Here is a 24220-nt window from a genome sequence, read left to right on the forward strand (position 1 = left end):
CAAAGGTTGGACGGGCCTGATAAACTGAATCGTTGGAATGATGGATCCCACAAGGGACCGCTAACCTCGTCGTCTGTGTTGGACCGAAATGATGTCGACCAAGCAATTGAAACTGTTCGTACCCGCATCCCTGCTTTGCGGCCTGGCCGTTCTGGTGACAGGTTGTCGCGAGACTCCACCGACGACGTTTGACCCAAATTTTGTCCACGCGATGAAGTATCAGATCCGTGAGGAGATCCCGATGGATCAGCCCATGGATGATACGTTTTGGATTCTGACCGAAATGTTCGGCACGCCGGACCAGCCCAAGTTGCCCGCATTTGTGGCTGAGGAAGAAGATTTTGCTTCGCTGGTGTCGATGGACAACCTGATGAAAGCGTCAGGCGATCCCGGAACACCGGGCCGAGGTCTTTATCAAAAGCATTGTGCCACGTGTCACGGTGTCAGCGGCGACGGTCGTGGTGCGACCAGCAGCGTCGTGGTGCCCTACCCCCGTGATTATCGCAAGGGCGTGTTCAAGTTCACGTCGACCCCGCGCGGTGTGAAGCCGCTGCGGGAAGACCTGGCGCGATTGATCCGGAACGGAATCGAGGGCACCGCCATGGTCAAAATCAACGAACTGACCGAGGAAGATGTTCAAGCACTGACCGACTATGTCATCTATCTGTCTTGGCGTGGCGAACTGGAACGCAGCATCATCGATGAAGCCGTCTTGTCGGGTGACTGGGCGTTCGACGAAGGCGATCGAATCATCGTCCCTGAAGACCGCGATCTTGGCGAACCGCCGGCCGGGCTAAGCGACGAACAGCTGGACGAATTCGAAACCCGCGTCGAAAACTTTGAATATGGCTGGGAACTTGCCGAGGAACTGGCGATGGACATTGCGGATTCTTGGTTGGAAGCCGAGGACGAAGTCGTCGAAGTCCCTGAGCCACCCAGTGATTTTCCGGTCACCGATAGCTACGAGGAATACGTTCAGGTCAAGAACAGCGATCAATCCGCCGCGTTGGCCGACAGCGTACAACGAGGTCGCGAGGTCTTCCTGGGCAAGATTGCTGCCTGCAGCACATGTCACGGAAAGACCGGTCAGGGTGATGGCCAAACCACCGACTACGATGACTGGACCAAGGATTGGACGCTGAAGATTGGGCTGAAGCCTGACGATCGTGATTCACTGATTCCCTTGTTGGCACGCGGGGCCCTGGCACCGGTGAACGCGAAGCCGCGAAACTTCTCGACCGGTGTTTTCCACGGCGGCGAATCGGCCAGCGATCTGTACCTTCGCATCACCCAAGGGATTGACGGCACGCCCATGCCCGCGGCAACTTTCGTCGATGGCGAATTCGAAGAGGTTGATGTATGGCACTTGATCAACTTCATTCGGTCATTGGAAGACCAGGCACAGATGGAATCGCAAACGCCGACGGAAGATCCTCAGGCGGAAGCGCCCACGGCTTAGCACCGGCGCAGAACGCGATTGGCCTGCCCCGGTCACCGGCCGAATCACCCTGGCGTGTCTGGTCCAGGGCCAGGGTGCTGATGGTCCGGGCCAATGTGTCTTCGGTGGGCCTTGTGCCGCGAATCTGCGGAAATGCTATTGGCTGTGAATTTGCCCCAAGACCGCGGCGTCGGGCAAACCGCCGGGAACCGGGCTGGGTGGCGAACCCGTTTCCGTGTAAATCTGTCACGTCGTGACGGGTCGCTTCTGGTGACAGCGACCCGTTGGAATGCCCCGCTTCATCTTCCAAATCAAGTCCATCGGGATGACCGAACACGCCGAAACGGAATCGCCGCGCCCACGCAAGCACTTCATCGAAACCGCGATCGATGAAGATCTTCAGGCGGGCAAATTCGAAGCCGTTCACACCCGGTTTCCACCGGAACCGAACGGGTATCTGCACATCGGTCACGCAAAAAGTATCTGCTTGAACTTCGGGCTCGCGAAAAATTACGGCGGCACCTGCAATCTGCGATTCGATGATACGAATCCCAGTAAGGAAGAAACCGAGTACGTCGAATCAATCCAGGAGGATGTCCGTTGGCTGGGGTTTCAGTGGGACGAACTGCATTATGCCAGCGATTATTTCGAACAGCTGTACGAATGGGCCGAGCGGCTGATCGAAAAGGGCAAAGCGTATGTCTGTGAATTGTCGGCGGAACAAACCCGCGAGTACCGCGGGACGCTGACCGAACCGGGGAAGAACAGCCCGTACCGAGATCGCGACCCGAAAGAAAACTTGGATCTGTTTCGGCGAATGAAGGCGGGGGAATTCCCCGACGGTTCGAAAACCCTGCGCGCCAAGATCGACATGGCGTCACCCAACTTGAACCTTCGCGATCCGGTCATGTACCGCATCATGAAAGCCCATCACCATCGCACGGGTGACCGGTGGTGCATTTACCCGATGTACGACTGGGCTCACGGTCAAAGCGATTCTATCGAAGGGATTTCGTTTTCCATTTGTACGTTGGAATTTGAAAACCATCGACCGCTGTACGATTGGTACTGTGACAGCCTTGAAATTCATCACCCGCGACAAATTGAATTCGCACGCTTGAATCTGACTTACACGGTCATGAGCAAGCGGAAACTGTTGCAACTGGTCAAAGAGAAACATGTCGGTGGCTGGGATGATCCACGCATGCCAACGATCAGCGGTTTGCGGCGACGTGGGTACACGCCCGAATCGATCCGAAATTTTTGTGCCGATGTTGGCGTTGCAAAGTTCAACAGCACCATCGATGTCGTGCGTTTGGAAAACTCGATCCGCGAACATCTGAATCGGGTTGCTCCGCGACGGATGGCCGTCATGGATCCGATCAAGTTGACCATCACCAATTGGCCGAAAGACAAGGTTGAAATGTGTTCGGTGATCAACAACCCCGAAGACGAATCGGCCGGTAAGCGTGAAGTGCCCTTCAGCGGTCACTTGCTGATACAGCAGGAAGACTTTCGCGAAGAAGCGCCCCGGAAATTCTTTCGACTTAAGAAAGGCGGCGCGGTGCGTTTGCGCGGGGCATTCATCATCGATTGTCACGATGTGGTCAAAGATGATGACGGAAATGTCATCGAGATTCTGTGTACCTATGATCCGGAAACCCGATCCGGCCAAGATCAATCAGGGCGCAAGGTCAAAGGAACGATTCACTGGGTCAGTGCGGATCATGCGAGCGAAATCGAGGTGCGTGACTATGACCGGCTATTCGGTGTGGAAAATCCGGATGCAGCGGAGGAAGGCAAGACTTTTTTGGACTACCTGAATCCCGAATCTTTGACGGTTCGCACGGCGTTTGTGGAACCCGCTCTGGCCGAGGCTCAAATCGGTGATCGAGTCCAGTTTGAACGCGTCGGATACTTCGTCGTCGATTCCGATAGCAAGCCCGGGAGCCTGGTCATGAATCGCATCGTCGGATTACGTGACACCTGGGGCAAGATGGAAGCCAAGGGAAAGGCGAACTAAACGCCAAGCCGACAAAGCATCCGGCATCGGTAAGCCGGATGAAAGGAAAAGCCCTCCGTGGCTAATGGACCGGCGACGCGTCGACGACAACGCGGACGGCGTGGCCGATCCGTCCGTTTTATCGCCGACGCGATCGAAGCCGGTCGAAATACCGTGACGGTCGCGACCGAGTTGGTCTGTCGCGCCGACGACGGCGTGTCAAAGATGCGTCGAAAGCCATCGCAATGGATCTGATCGACATCGAAGCTGAGGGGGACAAAAGGAAATCCCGCCCGGGTGACCGGTCAGCCACCGGAGCGAGATGAATTTGCGTGAGCCGAAACAGCGGACTAGCTGTTCTCGGCAACCGCGGATTCGTCCTTTGCTGCGGTTTCGGTTTCACCTTCGCCCGCATCATCCAACGGTGCCGCGTAACCGCCGGCGGCCAGCACTTTCTGTTTGATCTCGTCTCGCACGTCCGGGTTTTCGATCAAAAAGTTTCGTGCCTTTTCTTTGCCCTGTCCCAAGTAGGTTTCACCGTACTTGAACCATGATCCGCTGCGGTTGACCACTTTGTGAGTGGTTCCCAGGTCCAGCAGGTCGCCTTCGAAGCTGATGCCGTTGCTGTGCATCATGTCGAATTCGGCCACGCGGAACGGCGGCGCGACCTTGTTCTTTACGATCTTGGCGCGAACCCGTTGGCCGACCTGTTCTTCGCCGTCTTTCAATGATCCGATGCGTCGGACATCGATTCGGCAACTGCAGTAGAATTTCAGGGCACGACCGCCGGGGGTGGTTTCTGGGCTGCCGAACATCACACCGACCTTTTCACGGATCTGGTTGATGAACACCACGGCCGATTTGCTCTTGGCGATCGCACCGGTCAGCTTACGCATCGACTGGCTCATCAGCCGAGCTTGCAAGCCGACGTGACTGTCACCGATTTCACCTTCCAATTCCGCCTTCGGAACCAAAGCGGCGACCGAGTCGACGATGATCACGTCGACCGCATTGCTTTTGACCAGCATTTCGCAAATTTGCATCGCTTCTTCGCCGCTGCTGGGTTGGCTGACCAGCAGGCTGTCCAGTTCGACGCCCAGCTTTTTGGCCCAACTAGGATCGAACGCGTGTTCGGCGTCGATGATCGCTGCGATGCCGCCGGTCTTTTGCGCTTCCGCACCGATGTGCAGCGCCAGTGTTGTTTTACCGCTGGATTCCGGCCCAAACACTTCAATGATCCGCCCACGCGGGATTCCCTGGCCGCCCAAGGCCATGTCCAAACTTAAGCTTCCCGTGGGGATCCCGGCGACTTGAAGATGCTGTGACGCACCCAGCGGCATGATCGCACCTTCACCGAAGGTCTTTTCGATCTGTTGCAGCGTGGTCTTCAGCCCCGGCTCCTTTTCCAAAACCGTCTTCATGCCGGGATCCAATTTCACACCCTTGGACGCAGCAGCGGTCGCAGTTCTCGGTTTCTTGGCCATTCCCTTTTTTCCTTCCCGTGTGATTCGGTTGTTCTAGCCCCGGCAATGCCCCTGTGTGACGTGCCGGATCTGGCGGGTGGTGAACAGAAATATCGTATCGATTGGGCCGCACTTCGACAACCAACAAACGACAGATTTTCCACAGGCGAATTCTCGGCTCTTGCCGCTCGTTTCGCCGACAGGAGTATCTTTCGCGACCGCCGTGACAAGTCTGGTCACGAGCGTGAAAAAGTCGGGATGCGTTTGTCGCCACGACGCCAAAATCGAGGACCTGAAAACGATCCCCAGGTCCGACGTGCCGCCGTCCGGTCCCGCCATAGCACGTCGACGGCGACCATGGGGCGGTTTCAAAAAACGCACCTGACTGTGGAAGTGTGATGATTATTCGGTGTGGGGGCCAAAGGTCCAGAAAAAAGTCGTCGGTCATACCCTGGCGCGGCGGATCGTCGAGCTTGGTCGGGCAGCCAGTCACCGCGACTGGATGCCGCAGTTAACGCCTCGCCACGATCTGAAATGTGACAAATCCGCACGGATGACGACGTACGACTCGGCCATGCTGGTTTGACGACATGTTTTTCAGCGATCGGGAAAACTTTAACGACGCCCAAGGTGAATCACTGTCAAAGTCTTGCCTCCCGCCGATGGGAGACTCGGAACAGATCGGACAAGTCGGATTCGGGTGGTCGGCCAAGGGTGTCGAACCAAAGGCGACTTGCCAACTTGACAGGAGGTGGATGGTGAAACGCTTTTGGAAAACATCAGTTTTGGCCGCGATTGCGTGCCTGTGTTCCCCCGCGTTGGTGACAGCCGACACGTGCGGCGGTTGCGACCCGTTCGGAGTGATGGGATGCGACCAGGCGTGCGACGACTTTGGCTGTGACGCATACGGGTGCGATGCAGGCTGTGATTCACTGGGATGCGATCCTTGTGGATGCCTGGCATCGTTGAAACGCTGTCTACGCCCCAGCGATCATTGCTTTGATGATTTCATCAGCCCGATGATCGACTTCGTCCACTTCGAAGACCCGCGGAATTTGACCGAGTTGCGTCCGATCTTCGTGACTCATCAGTTCCCCGGAACGCTGGGGCCCAACAATATTCCGGCCGGTGGCAGCGCACAGTTGTTCGCGTTGCAATTTCGCATTGCACTGACCGAGCGGCTTAGTTTGATCGCGGTCAAAGACGGCTACATCATCGACAGCAGCGAAGGTGCGCTGGACAGCTTGGTGCTCGATTCAGGGTGGGCCGACGTGACGGCGGGTCTGAAGTACAACCTGATTCGCAATACGCGGACGGGCACGCTGCTTTCAGGCGGATTCACCTACGAGATCCCCATGGGTAGCGAAAAAGCCGCCCAAGCCGTTGGCGATGGTGAATTCCATTTCTTCGTTTCCGGTGGTCAACGCTTCTTGGACGGCCAAGCCCACTGGCTTACCTCGTTCGGTTGGCAATTGCCGGTGGACCAATCGGTCCAAAGCACCACCGTGCACTGGAACAATCACTTTGACGTGAAGCTGACCGATCGCGTTTACCTGTTTACCGAAAATTCTTGGTGGCACTGGGTGGACGAAGCCGAAGTCGGCTTGCCGCTGGGCGTATCCGGTCAAGACCTTCTGAATCTGTCGGCCACGGATGTCGAAGGCAACGACTTGGTGACCCACAACGTCGGGATGAAGTACAAGCCCAGCCGTAACATTGAAGCCGGTGTCGCTTATGAGTTCCCGCTGACGGAATTCAAGGATGTCATCGAGAATCGTGTCATGTTGGATTTGATCTTCCGCTACTAACATCCGCGACCGATCCCGACGCCGGCTGCCAAAACTAGATGTCATGCCGGCGGGGGTGATCTGAAGCGAGCCAAAAGCGAAAAAGGCCCGGCAACATCTAAGTTGTCGGGCCTTTTCGCGTGTTTGAGCGCCGCAGTCGACAGACCCACGCCAGAATCTGCCAACCGCCCCATGGACAATCAAACGGCCGAACCGATTGACCAAACCGCCGGAATGGTCAGTCGAATCAGCGAAGCAGGTGCACCGGTTTTGATTAGCCGTTGATGGGCATCTCTACGGATCGGTCCGGCAAGGCGATGCAGAATACCGATCCACTGAAATCACTTTCTTGCAGCCATATGCGGCCGCCGTGTTGCTGCGTGATCTTTCGGCACGCGGCCAAGCCCAGCCCGTGGCCCGGGTATTCGTCGTTGGAATACAGTCGTTTCAACGGAACGAAGATGTCTTCCGATTCATGAATCGGGATGCCGATGCCGTTGTCCGAAACGGTCAACAGCCACTGTCCCGATTTCGATTCTGCTCGGACATCAATCAACGGTGTCTCTGCTTCGCAAAACTTGATGGCATTGGACAACAGGTTTTGGATCAACTGAATCAAGTTGGAACGGTCACCCCAAATCGTGGGTAAATCGCCGTAACGGATCTTTGCGCCGGAGTCTTGGATCGAATCGACCAAGCGTTCCGTCGCAATCGCAACGGCTTCGTTCATGTCGACCCAGCCCAGCGTTTCCTGGTCTTCATCCACTTGGGTCTGATGAAGCAATTGATGTACCATCATGCGAAGATCATTGGCCGTGTCGGCGGATCGGGACACCAATGATCGTGACCGGACCGAACCGTCATCGGCCATGTCGACCAAAGCCGTCCGCAGCGTCCGTTCGATATCCTCCAGTGGCGTTTTCAGCTCCGAAGTCGCCATCCCGACCAGGTCTTCGAGCTCCTGACGCGTGCGAGACAGGCGGCGACGTAGGTCGGCATGTTCGATCGCACGCTGAATGGCTGAATGAAGCCGTACTTTGTCCAGTCGCTTCTTGGCAAAATAGTCAAACGCGCCCGATTTGATCGCCGTGGCGGCAACCTCCTCGTCACCTTCCCCGGTCAACATGATCACCGGGATACCGCTGGGTGTGATTTTCTGCAGCGTGGCGATCCCGTCGGCATCGGGCAGACGATAGTCCAGCAAGACGCAATCGGGGTTTTGTTTTTGGCAGTGGTCCAGACCCTGACGTGCGGAATCGGCCGACAGGATCTGAAAATCTGATCCCAGCAAGCGAACGATCTGTTCCCGGTCCAGCGAATCGTCGTCGATCACCACGATTCGTCGGTGCGTGAATTCCATAGAAGTTTCTCAGGTTCCGTCCAGCTTTTCCGGCGGGAATTCGACGACCCGCCAGTAGTGATCCAGCATATTGATCAAGTTCATGAAGTCCTTGCCGGCGCGGGACTTCACCATATAGCCGGCAATCTGCTCGTCGTACGCTGCAATCTTATCGGCGTCATCATCCGATGTTGTCAACACAAATACGATGGTTCCCTTTAGTGACCCATCGGCGCGGATTTCGCGTAGGAATCCAATGCCATCCAAGCGGGGGAGGTTCAAGTCGAGCAGTACCAAGTAGGGATGACTGATCGCACTCGCCGCGTTGCCCCGAAGGACTTCCAGGGCTTCCATCCCATCACAAACACGGTGCGTCGGATTGGCAATCTTGGCTTTGCGAAACGCTCTGCCGATCGCCTCCGCATCGATGTCGTCGTCTTCGACCAATAAGATTTGGACTGCCGAGTATGGGTTTTCGTTTACCGCGTTCATCCTGCATGATCCTGTTCGATTGGTTCCAACGGCCACGTGAATTGAATCACAGTGCCCCGCGGTTGGTTGCTGTCGATACTGACGGCTCCACCTTCGGTTTCAATGATTCGTTGAACGATTGCCAGACCGACGCCACTGCCTTCGACTTCATCACGAGGCCGCAGCGTCTGGAAGATTTTAAAGGCACGCTGCCGCAGTTCAGGGGCGATACCAGGGCCATCATCGGCGACGGAAAACTGGACGAATCGGTCGTCGTCCGGGCAGTGCTGGCAGCAGACCTGGATCGTTCCCGATTCTCGGTCATGGTGTTTGACGGCGTTGGAAATTAGGTTCCGCAAAACGGTTTCCAACGGCGTGCGACGCGTCGTCATTTGTTCGATTTGAATTTTCGAATCGATCGTGAATTCCTTGGGCACTGCTAAGAAATCAATGACACCGCGGACCACTTTCGATATCGATACGACACTGACCTGTCCACGGTCTCGCGAGGCCCGGGAATAGGCCAACAAATCGTCCAACAGTTTTTCCATCCGACGCACACGCTGGTTCAACTGTTGCAGGTGGCGTTCGGATTCGGCCGGCAGGTCGCCGGCCAAGTCTTCTTGCAGCCATCCCGAGATATGGTCGATGGCGCGTAGCGGGGCCTTCAAATCATGTGATGCGATGTAGGCAAAATGGTCCAGTTCGGCGTTGGACCGCTGAAGCTGCTGCATCAACTTGTGTTGATCGGTGACGTCGCGGGCCGCAGCAAACAGCACCTGGTCCCCGTGGCGTGGTTCCGGGATGGACCACTCCAACGTCCGATAGGAATCGTTGCGGTGACGGATCCGGTTGGTAAAGCCCTGGACCGATACACCGTTTTTCAATTCCGCAATCACGCGACGCGTTTCATCGGCGTCTTGCGGGTGAACCAGGTCGAAAAGATTCCGACCTTCCAACAGCGGGACTTCGTATCCCAGGCTTTCGGTCCACGCCGGATTGATGCGTACGATTTCGCCATCGAAGTTGGTGACACACAACAGGTCCAGCGTTGCGTTGAAGAAGGCATCTCGTTCGTTTTGAATGGCTTTCAGTGTGGTGACGTCTTGCAGCGTGCCCCATAAGCGAACGCACTTGCCATTTTTGACTTCCGGTTCCCCCATCGCGCGAACCCAGACGCGGGTTCCGTCGGATCGGATCAGTTGTGCCTCGAAATCCCAAGGTTCCAACTGTTCAATGCCACGTCGCACGGCGGCTTGAACCGTCGCCCGGTCATCCGGTGCGTAATAGTTGATCGCAGAATCTAGACTGGGTTGATGGTCGTCGGGCATCCCATGGATGCGACACACTTGGGGGGACCATTTAATGGCAGGCGGATCTAACGTGTATTCCCAGCCACCGACGTTGGCAATCCGATTGGTGGTTTCCAGGATCGTTTGCAGCTTGTCACGTTCCAGTTCCGCTTCACGGACCTCCGTGATGTCCGTTGCGATCACTAAGATGCGATGATACGCCCCCTGGTCGTTGGCGATCGGCATCTTGTCGGTTCGGACCCAGCGATCGCCGACCGCTTCGGTGTAGCCCAGACGCGGCTGGCCGGTGGCCATCACCGCGCAGTCATCTTCGTAGAATCGGTCCGCATCATCCGGAAAAATCTCTGAGGAATGTTTCCCCTCGATTCGCTCGCGTGGGATGCCCAAGCTGTCAACGACGGCCTGGTTGACTTTCAAAATGTTGTTCTGGTTGTCTTTGAGAAAGACCAGTGACGGGATGGCGTCAATGATCAGTTGCCCATAGTGCGATTCACGAAACACTGGCGCGATCATCCTGCGGCGTCGGGTGGATCCTTTTAGCGTTGGACAGTGTACAGAGTGAACCACCGGGAAGGATACGCATCTATCGGAGCGCAAATTTCATCGATAACGGGCCGGGAAAATTTCGACCGTTGCCCGGTCATGGTGAAGAAAGCTGGATCCTGTCCACCGCCCGACGCCGACGGCCGCTGAGTCGTGCCCCGAACACATCGGAACGCTCAACGCCGGGGGTGGTACAAGAAACGCATTGGTGGCAATCACCCTGAACCGCCACCTGTGTGGTGCTCGAGATGGGAACGCGGTCGCGCTCCCGCTGCCATGAATTCGACGAAGTCATCTCCGCAGGCTCCAGCAGCAGCGTCTGGGGTTGCTTCAAGGGCCAATCTAAGCCACAAAATGCTTTACCACAATTAAATAGTCGAAAAAGAACATTTGCTATCGACGTATGGTGAAAAGATGCCTTCTCCCCGTTTCTACGACCTGACCGCGGCCCAGCTAAACACGTTCTGTCTGGTGATGCGCGAGGGCGGGTACGCCGCAGCGGCCAAAGTCTGCGGGTTGTCGGTGCCCACCGTTTGGCAGCAGGTTCAAGCGATCGAAAGGGTCTATGGGGTCAAGCTGTTTGAAAAAACGGGACGCAGCATCAAGCCCACCGCACCCGCATTGGCGTTGTACCGCCAGATCGACCCGATTCTGGTCAGTTTGGAATCGACCTTTGACCGGCTAGAAGATTCGATCGCAGCACCCATACGTATCGTCAGCGGGGTGCGAATGATGTTGGAGGATCTGGCGCGTCCTTTTGCCCGATTCCGCGAGTCTCATGACAACGTGTTGGTGATTTGCCAGGGGAGCGACAAGCGTGCGGAGGAACTGTTATTGAACGACCAGGCGGATCTGGCGTTCGCATTGCAGCCCAATCCACAACAGGCCAACGAACGATTGCACTACGAATCGGTTTATACGGTGGACTTCTTGGTCGTCAGTCCGCCCGAGCATTCGATCATGAAAGCCGATACGCTGCGGTTGGTTGATCTGGCCAAGCAGGACTTGATTGTCACGCGATCGGGATCTCACGGACGTTCTGCGCTGGAACAAGCATTTCATCGCGAAGGATTGAAACCCAGGGTGGTCGTCGAAACGGACAACAGTGCTTTCACCGTCGCCTGTGTGGCCGCGGGGATGGGCATTGGCATCCTGGCGGGTAATGCACAGGGATACTTGCGACAGAACCTGCAAACTCGATCAGCTGCCGACCTGATGGGCGTTCGCAGTATCGTCGCGATGTGGCGAAAGGGCTTGCTGTTGTCACCAGCGATGAAAGACTTGATCGACGAAGTCAAAGCGATCGGGGGAACGGTCGACGACGTCAGCCAACCGTAATCGCAGTCATGATCGTCCACGCGATCATCGCCAAGACGCCGGCAAGGCACGCTGGAACAATCTGTGTGCGTACGTGTTCCATCAGGTCACAATCCGAGACCAGCGAACTTAGAATCGTCGTATCGGAGATCGGGCTACACTGATCGCCAAAAACGCTGCCGTTCAAGACCGCGGCAAAGCAAATCATCACGAACCACTGGCCCGATTCTGCGGGCAATCCTGACGACATCGCGATCGCCATCGGCATCGTCAATGGATAGGCGATGGCATAGGTCCCGAAACTCGTGCCGGTGGCGAACGCGATCACCGCGGTCAACACAAACAGGATCGCGGGGAACAGTATTCGCGGGGCGTTTTCGCCGATCGCCGTGGACAAATAAAGTCCACCGCCCAGTTCGGTGGTGATGCCACCCAGCACGACCGCCAGGACCAAGATCACCGACACAACGGTGACGCTTTTCAGTCCATCGCCGACGCCTTCGACCAATGACGGCAACTTCATGCCACGCACCAGTGCGGCGGCAATGGCAACGCCCAGTGCCGCCGCGAAGGCCCAACGCACCTTCGGGCTATCGTAAAGTCCCGTGCCGACTGCGATACCGATCAGCGTTAGCAGCGGCAACGCGAATTCCCAGGGGTTGGCCCGATAGTCGGGATCAATTTGGTTGTCAGGGTCCCCTTCAAAGCCCATCGGTTCGATGGTGTCGGCACTGACGTGCACATCGCCGGTGGTGACGGGATTGCCTTGCCGGCGGGCTCTGGCGATTGCCGCCCGAAAACGTTTACCCAGAAACGGTGCTTTGTCGATCGATAGCAGAAACGTTCCGGTGATGGCAAAGATGCTGTAAAAGCTAAGCGGTGCACATTGGAAAAAGAATCCGATGCGATCCGCCTCCGTGGCCAAGTAAGCCACTCCGGGAACCGCAATCAACGATTGCACATAGCCCGGCCAAGCGTTGAAGGCGATCAATGATGCAATCGGCGATGCCGTGGAATCGACCACATAGCTAAGTTCTTCCGGGCTGATCCGGTTTCGATCGGTGATCGGCTTGACGGTGGTCCCGACCAGCACCGTGCTGACCGTGCCGCCTTGGAAAAACAACACTCCCAGAACCCAAGCGACCAACTTCGCCGAACGTGGGCCACGCACAAACTTGCCGCACACCCATTCGGCGAACGCCAACGCGGCGCCGGTTCGCGACCAAACGCCAAGCAACGCGCCCAACAGCCACAAATACAAAAGTGTGATTCCGGCGGCGCGTGTCGATGCCAAACCGGGCAACAAAACCGCATCCGTCAAATCGTATTGCTGTAAAACCAAAGCCCCCGACAAGATCCCCAGCAGCAGTGCCGGCAACGGTTCGCGAAAGGTCACGCAAAACGCCAAAGTGATGACCGCGGGCAAAATGGACCAGATGCCAAAATGCCTTCCCACGGTGACGCGAACCGCAGGCGCCGAATCATCGGGCGACGTGACCAGCAAGCTGTCCGATGATGTTTTTTCCTCTTGAATCTTCTCCCGCAGGTCATCGGCGGTTGCGATCAGGTCGGGGCTGACTTGAACGTCCTGGCCGCCTTGGCTGGTGAATTGCTCGATCCAGTTTTCATCAGCCACGCGGCCGGCGATCAAGGACAAAACCACGCAGAAAACAATTGCCAGCGGTGCAAACGCGGCACTGTGAAGCCAACGTCCAATCGTCGATGTGGAGGCCGGTTGGGATGGATTTTTCATTCGGAATGTTGTCGCATGGATGCCGCGTGACCGTTGCCGACCGCAAGTGTAACGATTCCTCGGTCTACGCTGGCTCCCATCGCCGGGTCAGAATCCAAAAGTTCGGCGCCGTCCAAGTCCGCGAAATCTAGCAATGGCAACAACTGCGCAGCGGCGCTGATTCCAATGGAGCTTTCCACCATACAGCCGACCATTGTTGATAATCCCAAACGTCGGGCTTGGCGTAGCATGTCGAACGCGGGGGTCAGCCCACCACACTTGCAAAGCTTGACGCTGATCCCGTGATACATTCCCGAGCACTTGGCGACGTCCGCCACAACTTGACAATCTTCATCGGCGATCAGGGGCAGTCGGCTGTGGGTGAACACGTCTCGCTTGGCCGACTCCGATGCATCGATTGGCAGCGGCTGTTCGATGAACTGAACGTTCAGCGTTTTCATTGCCTGTGACATGGCAATCGTTTTGTCGACGTCCCAGCCACCGTTGGCATCGACGCGAAATACCGCATCGGTTTCTTGCCGCAGACGCCGCACGATGTCCAGGTCGTCATCGGATCCCAGCTTGATCTTGTAGACCGGCCAACCGGGACGTTGACGGAGTTTCGTGACCATACGATCGATGGTGTCTAATCCGATAGTAAAGCTGGACGGTACTTTCGAAGTCCAGTCCAGGCCCCAAATCTGATACGTCGGAACGTTCTGGTGTTTTGCAGCCCAGTCGCAAACGGCCGAATCGATCGCCGACAAGGCAAAGGTGTCCGGCAAGATCCGCTGGGCGACTCGGTCCCAGATCTGTTTCACCCCACCGCTGCAGGGCAGTATTTCCGTCATCCCAGACAAAGTGTCGGCAGCGATGCGAATGTTTTCTTGTATCGATTCAGCGGTTCGACCATAGAACCGATTCTCGGTGACTTCGCCCCATCCCACATGATCCAAATGCTGCAACTGGACGATCACACTGCGCTGCGTCTGAATCGTTTCGCGAGAAATACCGAACGGATGCTCGGTGTGCAGCGTCACTGTCTCACTGAGAATCTGCATCAGGCTTGTTGTTCTTGTTTCAAGCGGATCACGGCATCGACCAGGACCTCGGGACCATTGCGATAAACATCACAAACCGGAAAACCAAATTCCTCATAAGCTCGCTGCATTTCGGATTCGGCTTCGGCATCGGATAGCAGTGATGTGTTGGCGGCGATCCCGATGATTCGGCACGGGTGTCGCAGATTGGCCATCGCCACGGATAAATTTATCAATGTACGCAGCGGTGGAATCGCAACGCCATCAAGCCCTTTGACGAAATCACGACCGGGTTGATAACAGAACACCAACCCATCGGGAGCGCAGCCGTGCAGCAAGCCCAGCGTGACCGCCGAAAACATCGGGTGCGATAAACTGCCCTGCCCTTCGATCAACAAAACGTCATGGTTCTGATGGTCCAGCGTCAAACGTTCGGCCGCACCGTTGACGAAGTCGGCGACGACGCAATCGATGGGAATTCCTGTGCCGGCAATCATGATCCCGGTTTGTCCGGTTGCCGCAAAGCCGGCGTCCACCCCTCGACGTTGAAGGCCGTTTTGGATTTCCAAACAGGTCACCATTTTTCCCAGACTGCAATCATTCCCAATGGCATGGATGCGCAGACAGTTTCGGTCAAACGCGGCACAGCTGGCGACCGATCTAAAATCGTTCTTGCGAACGTCAATCAAACGGCTGCCTGATCTTTCGGCCGCATCCACCCATTCGGGACGGTTGCATAGAAATTCATGCAAGCCCGAGACGACGTCGATGCCGCGATCGATGGCGGCGTCAATCAGGTCGTCCCAACGTGGCGGTAATTTGCCGCCCGGTGGCGCAATTCCCACGAAAACGGCATCGATGTCGTGATGGTCGATCGTTCCAAGTACGGGGATCCCGTCGCACACCGGCGAATCGATTCCCAGAACCGTCCCGGCGTCAGATCCCGTATGATCGCGATCGATCAACGCGACCACGTTATCGCCACGGTACCGCAAAAGATTGATCGCGGTCTTTGCCAAGAAAGGCGTCGAAAATCCGTCGGTCAACAGTGCGATGCGTTGGTATTTGCGAAGGTCCATCGTTGCCGTCGAATGAATGTTCGGACGCTGGGAACAAGAGTTGTTGGTCAAAGGATCGCGACGGAATTTGGCGTCACCAAAAGCTACGATTGGGCCACGCCTTCCTTGATCAGGTTGATCAAGTCTTGGGTGTTCAGCTTGGCAGCCCCATCGGTACCGTCCAACACACCGGCGACCAGTTCGCGTTTGTCGGCGTGCATCTGCAGAATTTGTTCTTCGATGGTCCCCTGGGCGACCAGACGATAGACCGTCACCGGGCGTTCTTGGCCGATTCGGTGCGCCCGGTCGGTCGCCTGGTCTTCCACCGCCGGGTTCCACCACGGATCCAGATGGAAAACGTAATCAGCCGCGGTCAGGTTCAGTCCCGTCCCGCCGGCTTTCAGCGAAATCAGGAACAGGTCGCCTTCACCATTTTGGAAAGCATCCACCCGGCGTTGACGTTCTTTGGCAGGAGTGCTGCCGTCCAAGTACTGATAGGCAATGCCTTGCTGGTCCAATTCTTTGCGAACCACATCCAAGTGCTTGACGAACTGGCTGAACACCAAAGCCCTATGGTCTTCGTCACGCAATTCGTTGATCAATTCCATCATTAGGCTCAACTTTGCTGAACCCTTTTTCCACGAGCGATCGACCAACTGGGGATGGCAGGAAAGCTGACGTAACTTGGTCAACCAAGCGAGCGTGCGAATCCGGCGATCGCCTTCGCCTTTTTCCGCAATCGCGGCACCGGACAATTCCGCGACCGCGGCCATCCGGGCTTCCTCGTACAAGCGGCGTTCTTCCTTGGACAAAACCGCTTGCACAGTGATTTCCGTCCGCGGTGGCAGCTCGGTCAACACCTTTTCTTTGGTCCGACGCAGGATGAATGGACGTACCAGACGGGCCAATGATGTGCGACGTTCATCGTCACGGTGTCGTTCGATGGGTTCCGCGAATCGGTTGCGGAAACGATCCCAGGATCCCAGCAATCCTGGGCTCAGGGTCCGAAACAGGCTCCACAATTCGCCCAGGTGATTTTCCAACGGCGTTCCGGAAAGCCCGATTCGCCAGTTGGCATCGATTCGTCGAATGGACTGAGCCGTCTTGGTTTGCGCGTTCTTGATGAACTGAGCTTCATCCAAAACCAGAGTGTTCCAGATGCGACTGGCAAAGCGTTTCGCGTCCCGCTGCAACAATTGGTAACTGACGATGACCAAATCGTCGGCTTTGGCTGTTTTGATCAATTCATCGCGGTTCGAATCGCGATACAAGATCGGATTCAGAGTGGGGGCAAACCGGTTTGCTTCGCGGACCCAGTTGTCCCCCACGCTGGTCGGCGCGATGACCAGGGCCGGACCGCCATCGCCGCGATCGCACAGAACGCCCAACGCTTGGACCGTTTTTCCCAGACCCATGTCGTCGGCCAAGACACCACCAACGCCCCATCGGCTTAAGCGGGCCAGCCATTGGTAACCTTCCAATTGATAGTGTCGAAATTCGACATCCAATTCGGATGGCTTTTCGGGAGTCCAGTCGTGCAAGGATTGCAGATTTTCGATCGACTGGTGCCATCGATCGGCCGCCTCCAAAATGACGTCTTCGCCGATTAAGTCTTGGACCGACGGAACCGCCGCATCGGCGATCTTCAGGCCGCCGCGTTCGGACACCACGCTATCACTTAACTGCCGCAAACGCTGGCGGAATTCGTCACTGATTTTGGCGAATTCACGATCGCCGACACGGACGAGCGATCGGTTGTCTTGAACCGCCGATAGGACATCGGACAACGCGACTTGGTGGCCTTGAAGATCGATCACTCCCGACATGCCGAACCAGTCACGCCGGTCGTCGATTTGGACCCGCAACGATGACGGTGTGATTTCGCCACGCACTCGTATCGATTCGCCTTCGGGCCAAATGATTCGCGGGGCTTCTTCGCCGGCGGCGTGCAGACGCCCTAACAAGTCCAATGAGTCTTCGTCGGTTTCGGCGACCCAGCGATAGGAACCGTCAGACGAAAACTGATGCAAGGCGAACCGCTCGGTCACCTGGTCGGCCACATTTCGCTCGACCGCCAAATCGCGGCCCAACCGGATGGGGCCTTCGGGCGTTAAGCAGGTCACCGTCTGCGGCGGCGCACCGGGTATCATCAAGTGTTCGAATCGTGGGTCGTGCATTCCCAGCGCGACCTTGGTGCCGGCACCCACCCGCGGTCGCAATTCGATCACCAGTTCGGGCTCGACTTGTTCCAGGGGCCCGGCCAGTTGCAACGGCAAGTCGACGTTGATCAACGAATGGATCTTGGACGCTTGGACCGCCAACAAATTGGCCGTCTCAAAGTCCAGCAAAGCGTCTTCCCAATCCGAACGCAGCAAGAATTCGAACATGCGAATCGCCCGTTGCGATGGCAACGGGCAATAGACGATCCGATCTTGGTCCTGATCGACGATCAACAGCACCGGTTCGGACGGGCTGGCGTAGCCCTTGATGATGTCGCAAGATTCGGTGTTCAGCGGTTGCCCACCAAGGTGCAATTTCGGGCGAAACTTGGTGCGGATCGCTTCATCCTCAGGAGAGGATTCTTGTTCGGGACCGTCCTGGTCACCGGCTTCGTCAATCTCGATCACTTCAATCGCCAGTGACAGCTGTCCTGATTGAACGGACACACCGCGTGCATCTTGGTCGTCCCAAACGACGTTGGGGTGTCCGATCAACAATCGGATGGCCTGGAATTCGCTGAAGTGGTCTTCGTTGAAGCTGTAGCTGGGGTCGGCCACCAATGCGGCGATTTGGCCGTCGATCGGCTGGTGGCTGAAATCCCTTTGTAATAGATCATAGGCCCTCAGTTCACGACCTTTGGTCCATCCACGACCGCTTTTGCGCGGACGTTGTTCATAGGCACGCACCGATACCGGACAGTAATAACGTGCGTCGGTGATGCCGATCCGCCATTGCAAACGCGTGGTGGGAACGTCGTTGGGCTGCTGTAAATTGTCGGCCAGGGTCAACAATTCTTTGACCAGCTCGCGACCGTCGGATACGGAATCGCGTTCCAATGACCCGAAAAATTCCAGCACCTGCTGGATGTTTCGTCGGCCCAATTGTTCTTGAAGCCACCAGGCACACGCCAGCGTGTGGGGACACGATCCATCGCGTTGAAAACTGACGCATTCGCAAACTGCGTCGGCTCGCAACGAAACCTGGAAGGCTTCGACTTCGTCCAAGTCGACATCGTCGTCAGGGATGATGTGGATCTGGACGGTTTCGGTTTTTTGACGATTTCCGGCGACACGAAAATCGAATCGAATATCCCCGTCGTTCTGGTGCAGTGTGGGCTGTTCTACCTTCAGCAACGCGGCGCGTTTGTCCAGCGATTCATCGTGGACGTCGACCAGATTTTGTGCGGCTTCCACCACCAACAAGCCAAATGCTGCCAGTGAATCACTTGAAAGCAAATCCATACAGGGAAATCCGTTCGCGTTTCGTGTATCAGCCAAGCCCACCAGTTTAACGGCCAAGTTAGTCTTGACGATGCCGGCGTGACGAAAGTTTGCCGTTACCCCCGCCCGGCGGGCCGTTTGGCGGACTGTGCACCGCCACGCCGGACACTACAGTGTTCGGTCTTCCGCTGGGATCGACCAGTTTTTTTGCCGGCGATCCCGCAACCCCGATTCCCATCAGCACGAGGTTACAGCGATGCCAAAATTGACGATCGAAGGCGTGGGCGAATTCGAAGTCGCCCCTGGAAAGCGGTTGATCAAGGCTCTGGTCGAAGACGCCGGGACGGATCAATTGCACGCCTGTGGTGGCTTCAGCCGATGCACGACGTGTCGCGTCGAATTTTTGGACGGCGAACCGGACAAAATGACCGCCGCGGAAAAAGAAACGTTAAAAGTCCGTGAAGTCGACCAGCCCGGGGTACGTCTTAGCTGCCAAATCGCCTGTGACCACGACATGTCAGTGCGTCTGATCAGCCGATTGGAAGGCAGCGGTCGCAAGGATCAAGGTTCACCGGTGGCCGACGATATCGAACCGACCCCGAATTGGGTTGAAAAATAGGTCTCCGCGACACCGTCGATCCAGCAATTTCCCCGGCGGTCGACAAAACCCAAGTGCCCACCGCCGGGTACCAACACCCGTTGGACCGAAGTTGAAAATTCGGCTGCCTGGTCACCTCGGAAACACGTGATCGGAACGATTGGGTCATTGATCGCGGCGACCAAACACGTCGGCGTGCGAATCGATCCGGTGACCCGGCGGGCCGAACAGGTGTCGTAGTAATGCATCGCGTCCTTGAATCCGGCCAGCGGCGCGGTCAGACGGTCGTCGAAATCCCACAGCGTTTTGGGCGGGGCGGTCGCCAACAAGTCATCGACCCATTGGTGACGCCGGGCGACGTGTGGAAGTCCACGCAGCAAACGTTTCAAAAAATACCGGCTGTAGACGCGACGCAGACCCGTCAACATGTGCCGACTGCAGCATGCCAGATCCACTGGTGGAGCGACGACGAAGGCCGCAATCAGTCGATCAAAAAAATCGTTGTCGGATGAAGGGTGCACTGATCGATGTCCCAGCATCCGAAGCACTTGGTTGCCGCCCATCGAAAACCCTGCCACGCCCAATGGGCCGTCGGTCCGTGCCGCGATGTAGTCCAACGCGTCGGCGCAGTCATCACTGCGGCCGGCGTGGGTGATTTGATTGGAAAGCTTAGTCGCGGCACCGCATACACGTTGGTCCATCCGAAACACTCGAATGCCTCGCCGTGTCAGCCGGTCAGCGATCCGCACCATGTACGACGATCGATGGCAACCACAAAGACCATGAACCAACAAAACGGACGGCGTCGACCCGGCGAATTCACCACGCGGTTCATCATCCGGTAACGTGGGCAGGTCTTCGTGTAGGACGATGGTGTCGTCGTCACGAGTTGGAACCAGATGGGGAATCGGTCTCAAAACGGGCGACCTGCCTGAACGCAGCGTTGCCAACGTCTGTAGATGACCACCCCGCCACAATGGATGCGGTAGGAACGGGGGAACGCTGGTGGCTATCTGGCTTGTCTTCATGGCAAGCGTTGGTCACCACAAAATGAACCGACGGGAAAGGACGACATCGGCAATCTTAGCGTTGGCGGACCAACACGCCATCGGAGACTTCATCACTCGGGTAGACGATCACTTGGTCACCAGGCTTTGCACCGGAGATGATTTCGGCTTTCATTCCATTGTTTTGGCCAATCTGTACGGGGGTTGCGACCGCCCGACCGCTTTTGACTCGGAACAGCATCCATTGGGGGCCGTCACGATAGAGTGCGCTGGTGGGAACAACCAGAGTCTCGTCCGTACTCCACGTCACGATCTGGCAATCGACGCGAAAGTTGTCGCCCAGCATGGCCGGGTTTCCACCCGGGTCGGCGAAATCCACGATCACGTTGACTCGTTGTTCTTCGACTCCCAGTGCGGAAACTTTGGTGAACCCTGAGGGTTCGATCAGACGCACGACGCCGTGCAACGGATCGGCGCCGCCCCACTGATTCATAATGACGCGATCGCCCGCCGAAATGCGAACGGCGTCGCGTGATAGAACATCGACGACCACTTCCAAATCGCTGGGGTCACCAAGTTCCATCAACGGCTGACCCGCGGTGACCACCGTCGTGCTTTCTTCATAGATTCTCAGCACTCGTCCGTTGATCGGCGAACGAATCTCCAACGCCATCGCTTTGCCGCTGTCGTCGGGCGATTCGGTCAGAATCAATGCGGCACGTTGGAGTTCCAATTCATACTCCGCAATATCGACGCCGAACGTGGCTGCGCGGACTTTTTCGGTCAGTTGGCGGAACTGTAATTCCTTTTGTTCAAACTCCGTTTGCGATGTCGCGTTGGCGGTCAGCAACTTTCTCAGGCGACCCATTTCTCGCTCGGCAAACTGCAGTTCGGCTTCCGCCTGCGATAGTTCGGCTTTGGACGATTCCAGTCGCTGTTCGGCCGCCCGGATACGTGCTTGCGCTTGGGCGATTTCTCGCGGATCTAGCAGTTGCGGGTTGGTCGGTTCCAAGCGAGCCAAGACGGTCTGGTTGGAGAGAACTTCGTCGCCCACATCCCAGGTGATACGCAGCAATCGACTCGGCAGAGGCGCCGACACGACGTAGCGTTCACGAATTCGAGTGACCCCATCATCTTCGATCGATACCATCAACGGGCCGTTTTGAAGCACATCAGTGTCGACCATCACAGGACGCGGCGACAACGCGAGGTAGCCGGCACCGCCCAGCAACGCCAGGATGGTGGACCACAGAACGATCTTTTTCGCGAATGACATGGTTGAAACGGTTCGTCAAAATGAAACTGTGATTACTCGCGACTTTTCAAAACGTCGACCAAGTCCAAATGGTCCAGTCGGCGTCGCACGATCAGTCCGCTGATCGCCGATGCCAGCGTGACCAACAGTGCCGACCTCGCATAACTGGCGGCGGTGATTGTCAGCGGGATTCGAAAGGATTCGGATTCAAAGCCTTTGACCATCGCGTAACAAAAGCCATATCCGATCGCCCAACCCAATGGAATCGCCGCAAGCGTGATCAAGGCGAGTTCGCCCAACAGGATCGTCGACACTTCGCCGCGTGTGAATCCGATCACTCGCAAGGTTGCCAATTCACGTGCGCGTTCGTCGACGGCGATTCTGGCGGTGTTGTAAACGACGCCGACCGCAATGATTCCTGCAAACAGCAACGTGAAAGAAAGCATGGTGTTTTGATTCTTGGCGATGGTTTCATCGAACTGTTCCACCGTCGCACGTTTGACTGATACCGCGGCGACTCGCGGTGTTTGTTTGAAATCTTGATACAGCGTCGCTTGGTGCCGCGAATCGACGGTCAAAAAGGCTGCCGACACGGCATCGGTTTCGCTCATCAAACGATTCAGTGTTTGACGGTCCATGTAAGCGTTCATTCCCGCGTATTCTTTCGTCACCATGCTGACGACCAGATCGCGACTCGGACGCTGCCCCTCCAACACTTGAACGTGAATCAAATCTCCGGTACGGACATCCAAACGCTCCGCCAATGCGTCGCTGACGACGATTCCGTGATTGGGAATGATGACCTGCCGGCCATCGGGACGAAGCAAACGATAAAGCGACCCGTCGGGTTCCAAACCCAAAATGCTGGTCCGGTAGTCATGATGCTGGTGGCGCAGACGAACGGCCACGGCACGCATGGGTTCGACGTGTTGCACCCCGCGCATGTGTCGCAGGTCGTCCAGGACGTCTGGCGATGTGGTTTGTGTGAACACCAGCTGTATGTCATGTCGCTGTGATTGCCAGAACTGAAAGCGAATCAATTCATCCAACGCATCCTGAAAAAATCCGCTCATCACCACCACGGACACGGCCGCGGCGATGCCAAGTGACGACATCGCGGCGCTAACCGATTTGCGTTCGATCGTGCGCACAATCATCCGCACGACCACGGGAAACCAATGCGAAAGCCCCAGACGCTCCAGCCAAGAGCGCCGGTACACCTTGGGGGCTTCTGGTCGCATCGCTTCGGCTGGTTGAAAGTCAATCGCACGATAGACCGACCGCAACGATCCGATCACCGCTGCCACCAAGGCAATCACGATCGCCAAGGCAATGACGCGATAGTCGGGTTGGTAAACAAAGGTCGGGAACCGATAGAATTCCATGTACAACTTTGCCAAGCCGCCGCCCATCCAGTACCCGAGAAACGAACCGGTCACCGCGGCCATCGTTGAAACCATCAGCGCCGGTTGAAGGTAGTGCCATCCGATTTCGCGATTGGTGTAACCGAACGCTTTCAGTGATGCGATGATGCCGCGTTGCGTTGCGACCCGACGTGATGCGACCAAATTCAGCAGGAACGCAGCAACGGACAGGAAAATGATTGGCGAAATCAATCCGGTGCTGCGAAGCGATCGTATCTCGTCATCCAGAAAGCGAGCCGACAGTTGTTGGGTTCGGTCGATCGCGCCGACGCTTCCATAAGGCTCAAGCAAGCGGTCCAGCCTGGCTTTGATATCCTCGATATTTCCGCCGCGTTGAACTTGAATGGCAAGGCTGTTGAAGGCACCGTCCATGTCAAATGCGGCTTCGACGTGGCGTTCGGGTTGCCAAAACACACCGAATCGTCGGTTGTCGGGCAATAAATCACCGCCGCGAATTTCAAAAACGTATTCCGGTGACAGGGCCACACCAACGACGACTAGTTCTTGAAGACGTTCGTTGATGATCGCGGAGATCCGATCGCCGATACCGAGATTGTTCGCATCCACAAACGCCGCACTGACCAAAACCTCGTCCGGGCGTTGTGGATCGGGAAAACGCCCGTCTTTCAGATGCAGGTTGTTCAACGGTAATGGCCGCCGGTCTGGCAGCGAAATGATGCGACCGACCGCGGGTTCGGCCAAACCGGGGACGTCCAATGTGACGTCGCTGACGATTCGAGATTGCACCCGAGCGACGCCGGGAAACAAGGCGACCGTGTCGGCAAGATGCACCGGAGCCCGGTTGACGGTGACAAATAGATCAGCGAAACGATAGCGATCGTAGTAAGCGTCGCGTGTGTCCAGCAAGAATCGCAGGGTCCCCAACGACATCACAAACACCGCGACGCCACTGGCAATCACTGCGGCGATGGCAAGCGATTGACCTCTGCTTTGCCAAAGCTCACGAAGCATCTTTCGGTGCAGGCTTCGCAT

General features: G+C 56.6%; 16 protein-coding genes. 5 read left to right on the top strand and 11 right to left on the bottom strand.

Features of this window, described 5'->3' with window-relative positions; genetic code table 11:
- Window positions 1-91: 91 nt before the first annotated feature.
- Together HFP54_RS02040 and HFP54_RS02045 are read left to right on the top strand one after the other, a co-directional pair.
- Window positions 92-1459: a c-type cytochrome gene (locus tag HFP54_RS02040; protein ID WP_235951186.1), complete on the top strand. Its 1368-nt coding sequence runs from the start codon at window positions 92-94 to the stop codon at window positions 1457-1459.
- Window positions 1460-1763: 304 nt separating this feature from the next.
- The gene (locus tag HFP54_RS02045; protein WP_168564169.1) at window positions 1764-3461 is read left to right on the top strand and encodes a glutamine--tRNA ligase/YqeY domain fusion protein; all 1698 of its coding nucleotides are present in this window, start codon (window positions 1764-1766) and stop codon (window positions 3459-3461) included.
- A gap of 329 nt (window positions 3462-3790) precedes the next feature.
- Here HFP54_RS02045 and recA read toward each other — a convergent pair whose 3' ends face one another.
- Entirely contained in the window at window positions 3791-4924 is a 1134-nt protein-coding gene (gene recA, locus HFP54_RS02050; protein ID WP_146412099.1) for a recombinase RecA, read from the bottom strand.
- An 800-nt stretch (window positions 4925-5724) separates the two neighbouring features.
- On the opposite strand from recA, the gene HFP54_RS02055 reads away from it, so the two are divergent.
- Window positions 5725-6711, top strand: a complete 987-nt coding sequence (locus HFP54_RS02055; RefSeq protein ID WP_235951188.1) for a hypothetical protein — start codon at window positions 5725-5727, stop codon at window positions 6709-6711.
- Window positions 6712-6964: 253 nt separating this feature from the next.
- Here HFP54_RS02055 and HFP54_RS02060 read toward each other — a convergent pair whose 3' ends face one another.
- From HFP54_RS02060 to HFP54_RS02070, 3 genes are read right to left on the bottom strand one after another with little or no spacing between them, the layout of a single operon-like run.
- Window positions 6965-8050 (bottom strand): sensor histidine kinase, encoded by a 1086-nt coding sequence (locus tag HFP54_RS02060; protein ID WP_168563875.1) that lies wholly within the window; start codon window positions 8048-8050, stop codon window positions 6965-6967.
- Window positions 8051-8059: 9 nt separating this feature from the next.
- Window positions 8060-8521 (bottom strand): response regulator, encoded by a 462-nt coding sequence (locus tag HFP54_RS02065; protein ID WP_168563876.1) that lies wholly within the window; start codon window positions 8519-8521, stop codon window positions 8060-8062.
- Window positions 8518-10326, bottom strand: coding sequence for a PAS domain S-box protein (locus HFP54_RS02070; RefSeq protein ID WP_146412105.1), 1809 nt, complete (start codon window positions 10324-10326; stop codon window positions 8518-8520). The genes HFP54_RS02065 and HFP54_RS02070 overlap by 4 nt, the downstream gene beginning before the upstream one ends.
- A 444-nt stretch (window positions 10327-10770) precedes the next feature.
- Between HFP54_RS02070 and HFP54_RS02075 the strand changes: the two genes are divergently transcribed.
- On the top strand, window positions 10771-11694 hold the full coding sequence (locus HFP54_RS02075) for a LysR family transcriptional regulator (RefSeq protein ID WP_146412107.1): 924 nt from the start codon (window positions 10771-10773) through the stop codon (window positions 11692-11694).
- Here the strand turns inward: HFP54_RS02075 and HFP54_RS02080 are convergent.
- From HFP54_RS02080 to HFP54_RS02095, 4 genes are all read right to left on the bottom strand, one after another.
- Window positions 11681-13426: a Na+/H+ antiporter NhaC family protein gene (locus tag HFP54_RS02080; RefSeq protein WP_168563877.1), complete on the bottom strand. Its 1746-nt coding sequence runs from the start codon at window positions 13424-13426 to the stop codon at window positions 11681-11683. The genes HFP54_RS02075 and HFP54_RS02080 overlap by 14 nt on opposite strands.
- On the bottom strand, window positions 13423-14466 hold the full coding sequence (locus tag HFP54_RS02085; RefSeq protein ID WP_168563878.1) for a dipeptide epimerase: 1044 nt from the start codon (window positions 14464-14466) through the stop codon (window positions 13423-13425). The genes HFP54_RS02080 and HFP54_RS02085 overlap by 4 nt, the downstream gene beginning before the upstream one ends.
- Window positions 14466-15524 (bottom strand): N-acetyltransferase DgcN family protein, encoded by a 1059-nt coding sequence (locus HFP54_RS02090; protein WP_168563879.1) that lies wholly within the window; start codon window positions 15522-15524, stop codon window positions 14466-14468. Before HFP54_RS02090 ends, HFP54_RS02085 begins: the two co-directional genes overlap by 1 nt.
- Window positions 15525-15607: 83 nt before the next feature.
- On the bottom strand, window positions 15608-18964 hold the full coding sequence (locus tag HFP54_RS02095) for a DEAD/DEAH box helicase (protein ID WP_168563880.1): 3357 nt from the start codon (window positions 18962-18964) through the stop codon (window positions 15608-15610).
- A gap of 235 nt (window positions 18965-19199) precedes the next feature.
- On the opposite strand from HFP54_RS02095, the gene HFP54_RS02100 reads away from it, so the two are divergent.
- Window positions 19200-19562, top strand: a complete 363-nt coding sequence (locus HFP54_RS02100; RefSeq protein WP_146412117.1) for a 2Fe-2S iron-sulfur cluster-binding protein — start codon at window positions 19200-19202, stop codon at window positions 19560-19562.
- Here HFP54_RS02100 and HFP54_RS02105 read toward each other — a convergent pair.
- The 3 genes from HFP54_RS02105 to HFP54_RS02115 form a co-directional block, all read right to left on the bottom strand.
- Window positions 19505-20458, bottom strand: coding sequence for a YheT family hydrolase (locus HFP54_RS02105; RefSeq protein WP_168563881.1), 954 nt, complete (start codon window positions 20456-20458; stop codon window positions 19505-19507). The genes HFP54_RS02100 and HFP54_RS02105 overlap by 58 nt on opposite strands.
- A gap of 166 nt (window positions 20459-20624) precedes the next feature.
- Window positions 20625-21824 carry an efflux RND transporter periplasmic adaptor subunit gene (locus tag HFP54_RS02110; RefSeq protein WP_168563882.1) on the bottom strand — a complete coding sequence of 400 codons (1200 nt, stop codon included), beginning with the start codon at window positions 21822-21824 and terminating at the stop codon, window positions 20625-20627.
- Between the two features lie 32 nt (window positions 21825-21856).
- Window positions 21857-24220 carry an ABC transporter permease gene (locus tag HFP54_RS02115; RefSeq protein ID WP_168563883.1) on the bottom strand — a complete coding sequence of 788 codons (2364 nt, stop codon included), beginning with the start codon at window positions 24218-24220 and terminating at the stop codon, window positions 21857-21859.

Origin of the sequence: Crateriforma spongiae, from assembly GCF_012290005.1 — a bacterium.
Taxonomy (GTDB): Bacteria; Planctomycetota; Planctomycetia; order Pirellulales; family Pirellulaceae; genus Crateriforma; species Crateriforma spongiae.

What these genes read in the sequence shown, in the direction of transcription:
- HFP54_RS02045 (WP_168564169.1), top strand. Translation starts at nt 1,764, where the DNA reads ATGACCGAACACGCCGAAACGGAATCGCCGCGCCCACGCAAGCACTTC.
- HFP54_RS02080 (WP_168563877.1), bottom strand. Translation starts at nt 13,426, where the DNA reads ATGAAAAATCCATCCCAACCGGCCTCCACATCGACGATTGGACGTTGG.
- HFP54_RS02070 (WP_146412105.1), bottom strand. Translation starts at nt 10,326, where the DNA reads ATGATCGCGCCAGTGTTTCGTGAATCGCACTATGGGCAACTGATCATT.
- HFP54_RS02085 (WP_168563878.1), bottom strand. Translation starts at nt 14,466, where the DNA reads ATGCAGATTCTCAGTGAGACAGTGACGCTGCACACCGAGCATCCGTTC.
- HFP54_RS02075 (WP_146412107.1), top strand. Translation starts at nt 10,771, where the DNA reads ATGCCTTCTCCCCGTTTCTACGACCTGACCGCGGCCCAGCTAAACACG.
- HFP54_RS02095 (WP_168563880.1), bottom strand. Translation starts at nt 18,964, where the DNA reads ATGGATTTGCTTTCAAGTGATTCACTGGCAGCATTTGGCTTGTTGGTG.
- HFP54_RS02110 (WP_168563882.1), bottom strand. Translation starts at nt 21,824, where the DNA reads ATGTCATTCGCGAAAAAGATCGTTCTGTGGTCCACCATCCTGGCGTTG.
- HFP54_RS02100 (WP_146412117.1), top strand. Translation starts at nt 19,200, where the DNA reads ATGCCAAAATTGACGATCGAAGGCGTGGGCGAATTCGAAGTCGCCCCT.
- recA (WP_146412099.1), bottom strand. Translation starts at nt 4,924, where the DNA reads ATGGCCAAGAAACCGAGAACTGCGACCGCTGCTGCGTCCAAGGGTGTG.
- HFP54_RS02060 (WP_168563875.1), bottom strand. Translation starts at nt 8,050, where the DNA reads ATGGAATTCACGCACCGACGAATCGTGGTGATCGACGACGATTCGCTG.
- HFP54_RS02115 (WP_168563883.1), bottom strand. Translation starts at nt 24,220, where the DNA reads ATGCGAAGCCTGCACCGAAAGATGCTTCGTGAGCTTTGGCAAAGCAGA.
- HFP54_RS02090 (WP_168563879.1), bottom strand. Translation starts at nt 15,524, where the DNA reads ATGGACCTTCGCAAATACCAACGCATCGCACTGTTGACCGACGGATTT.
- HFP54_RS02040 (WP_235951186.1), top strand. Translation starts at nt 92, where the DNA reads ATGTCGACCAAGCAATTGAAACTGTTCGTACCCGCATCCCTGCTTTGC.
- HFP54_RS02065 (WP_168563876.1), bottom strand. Translation starts at nt 8,521, where the DNA reads ATGAACGCGGTAAACGAAAACCCATACTCGGCAGTCCAAATCTTATTG.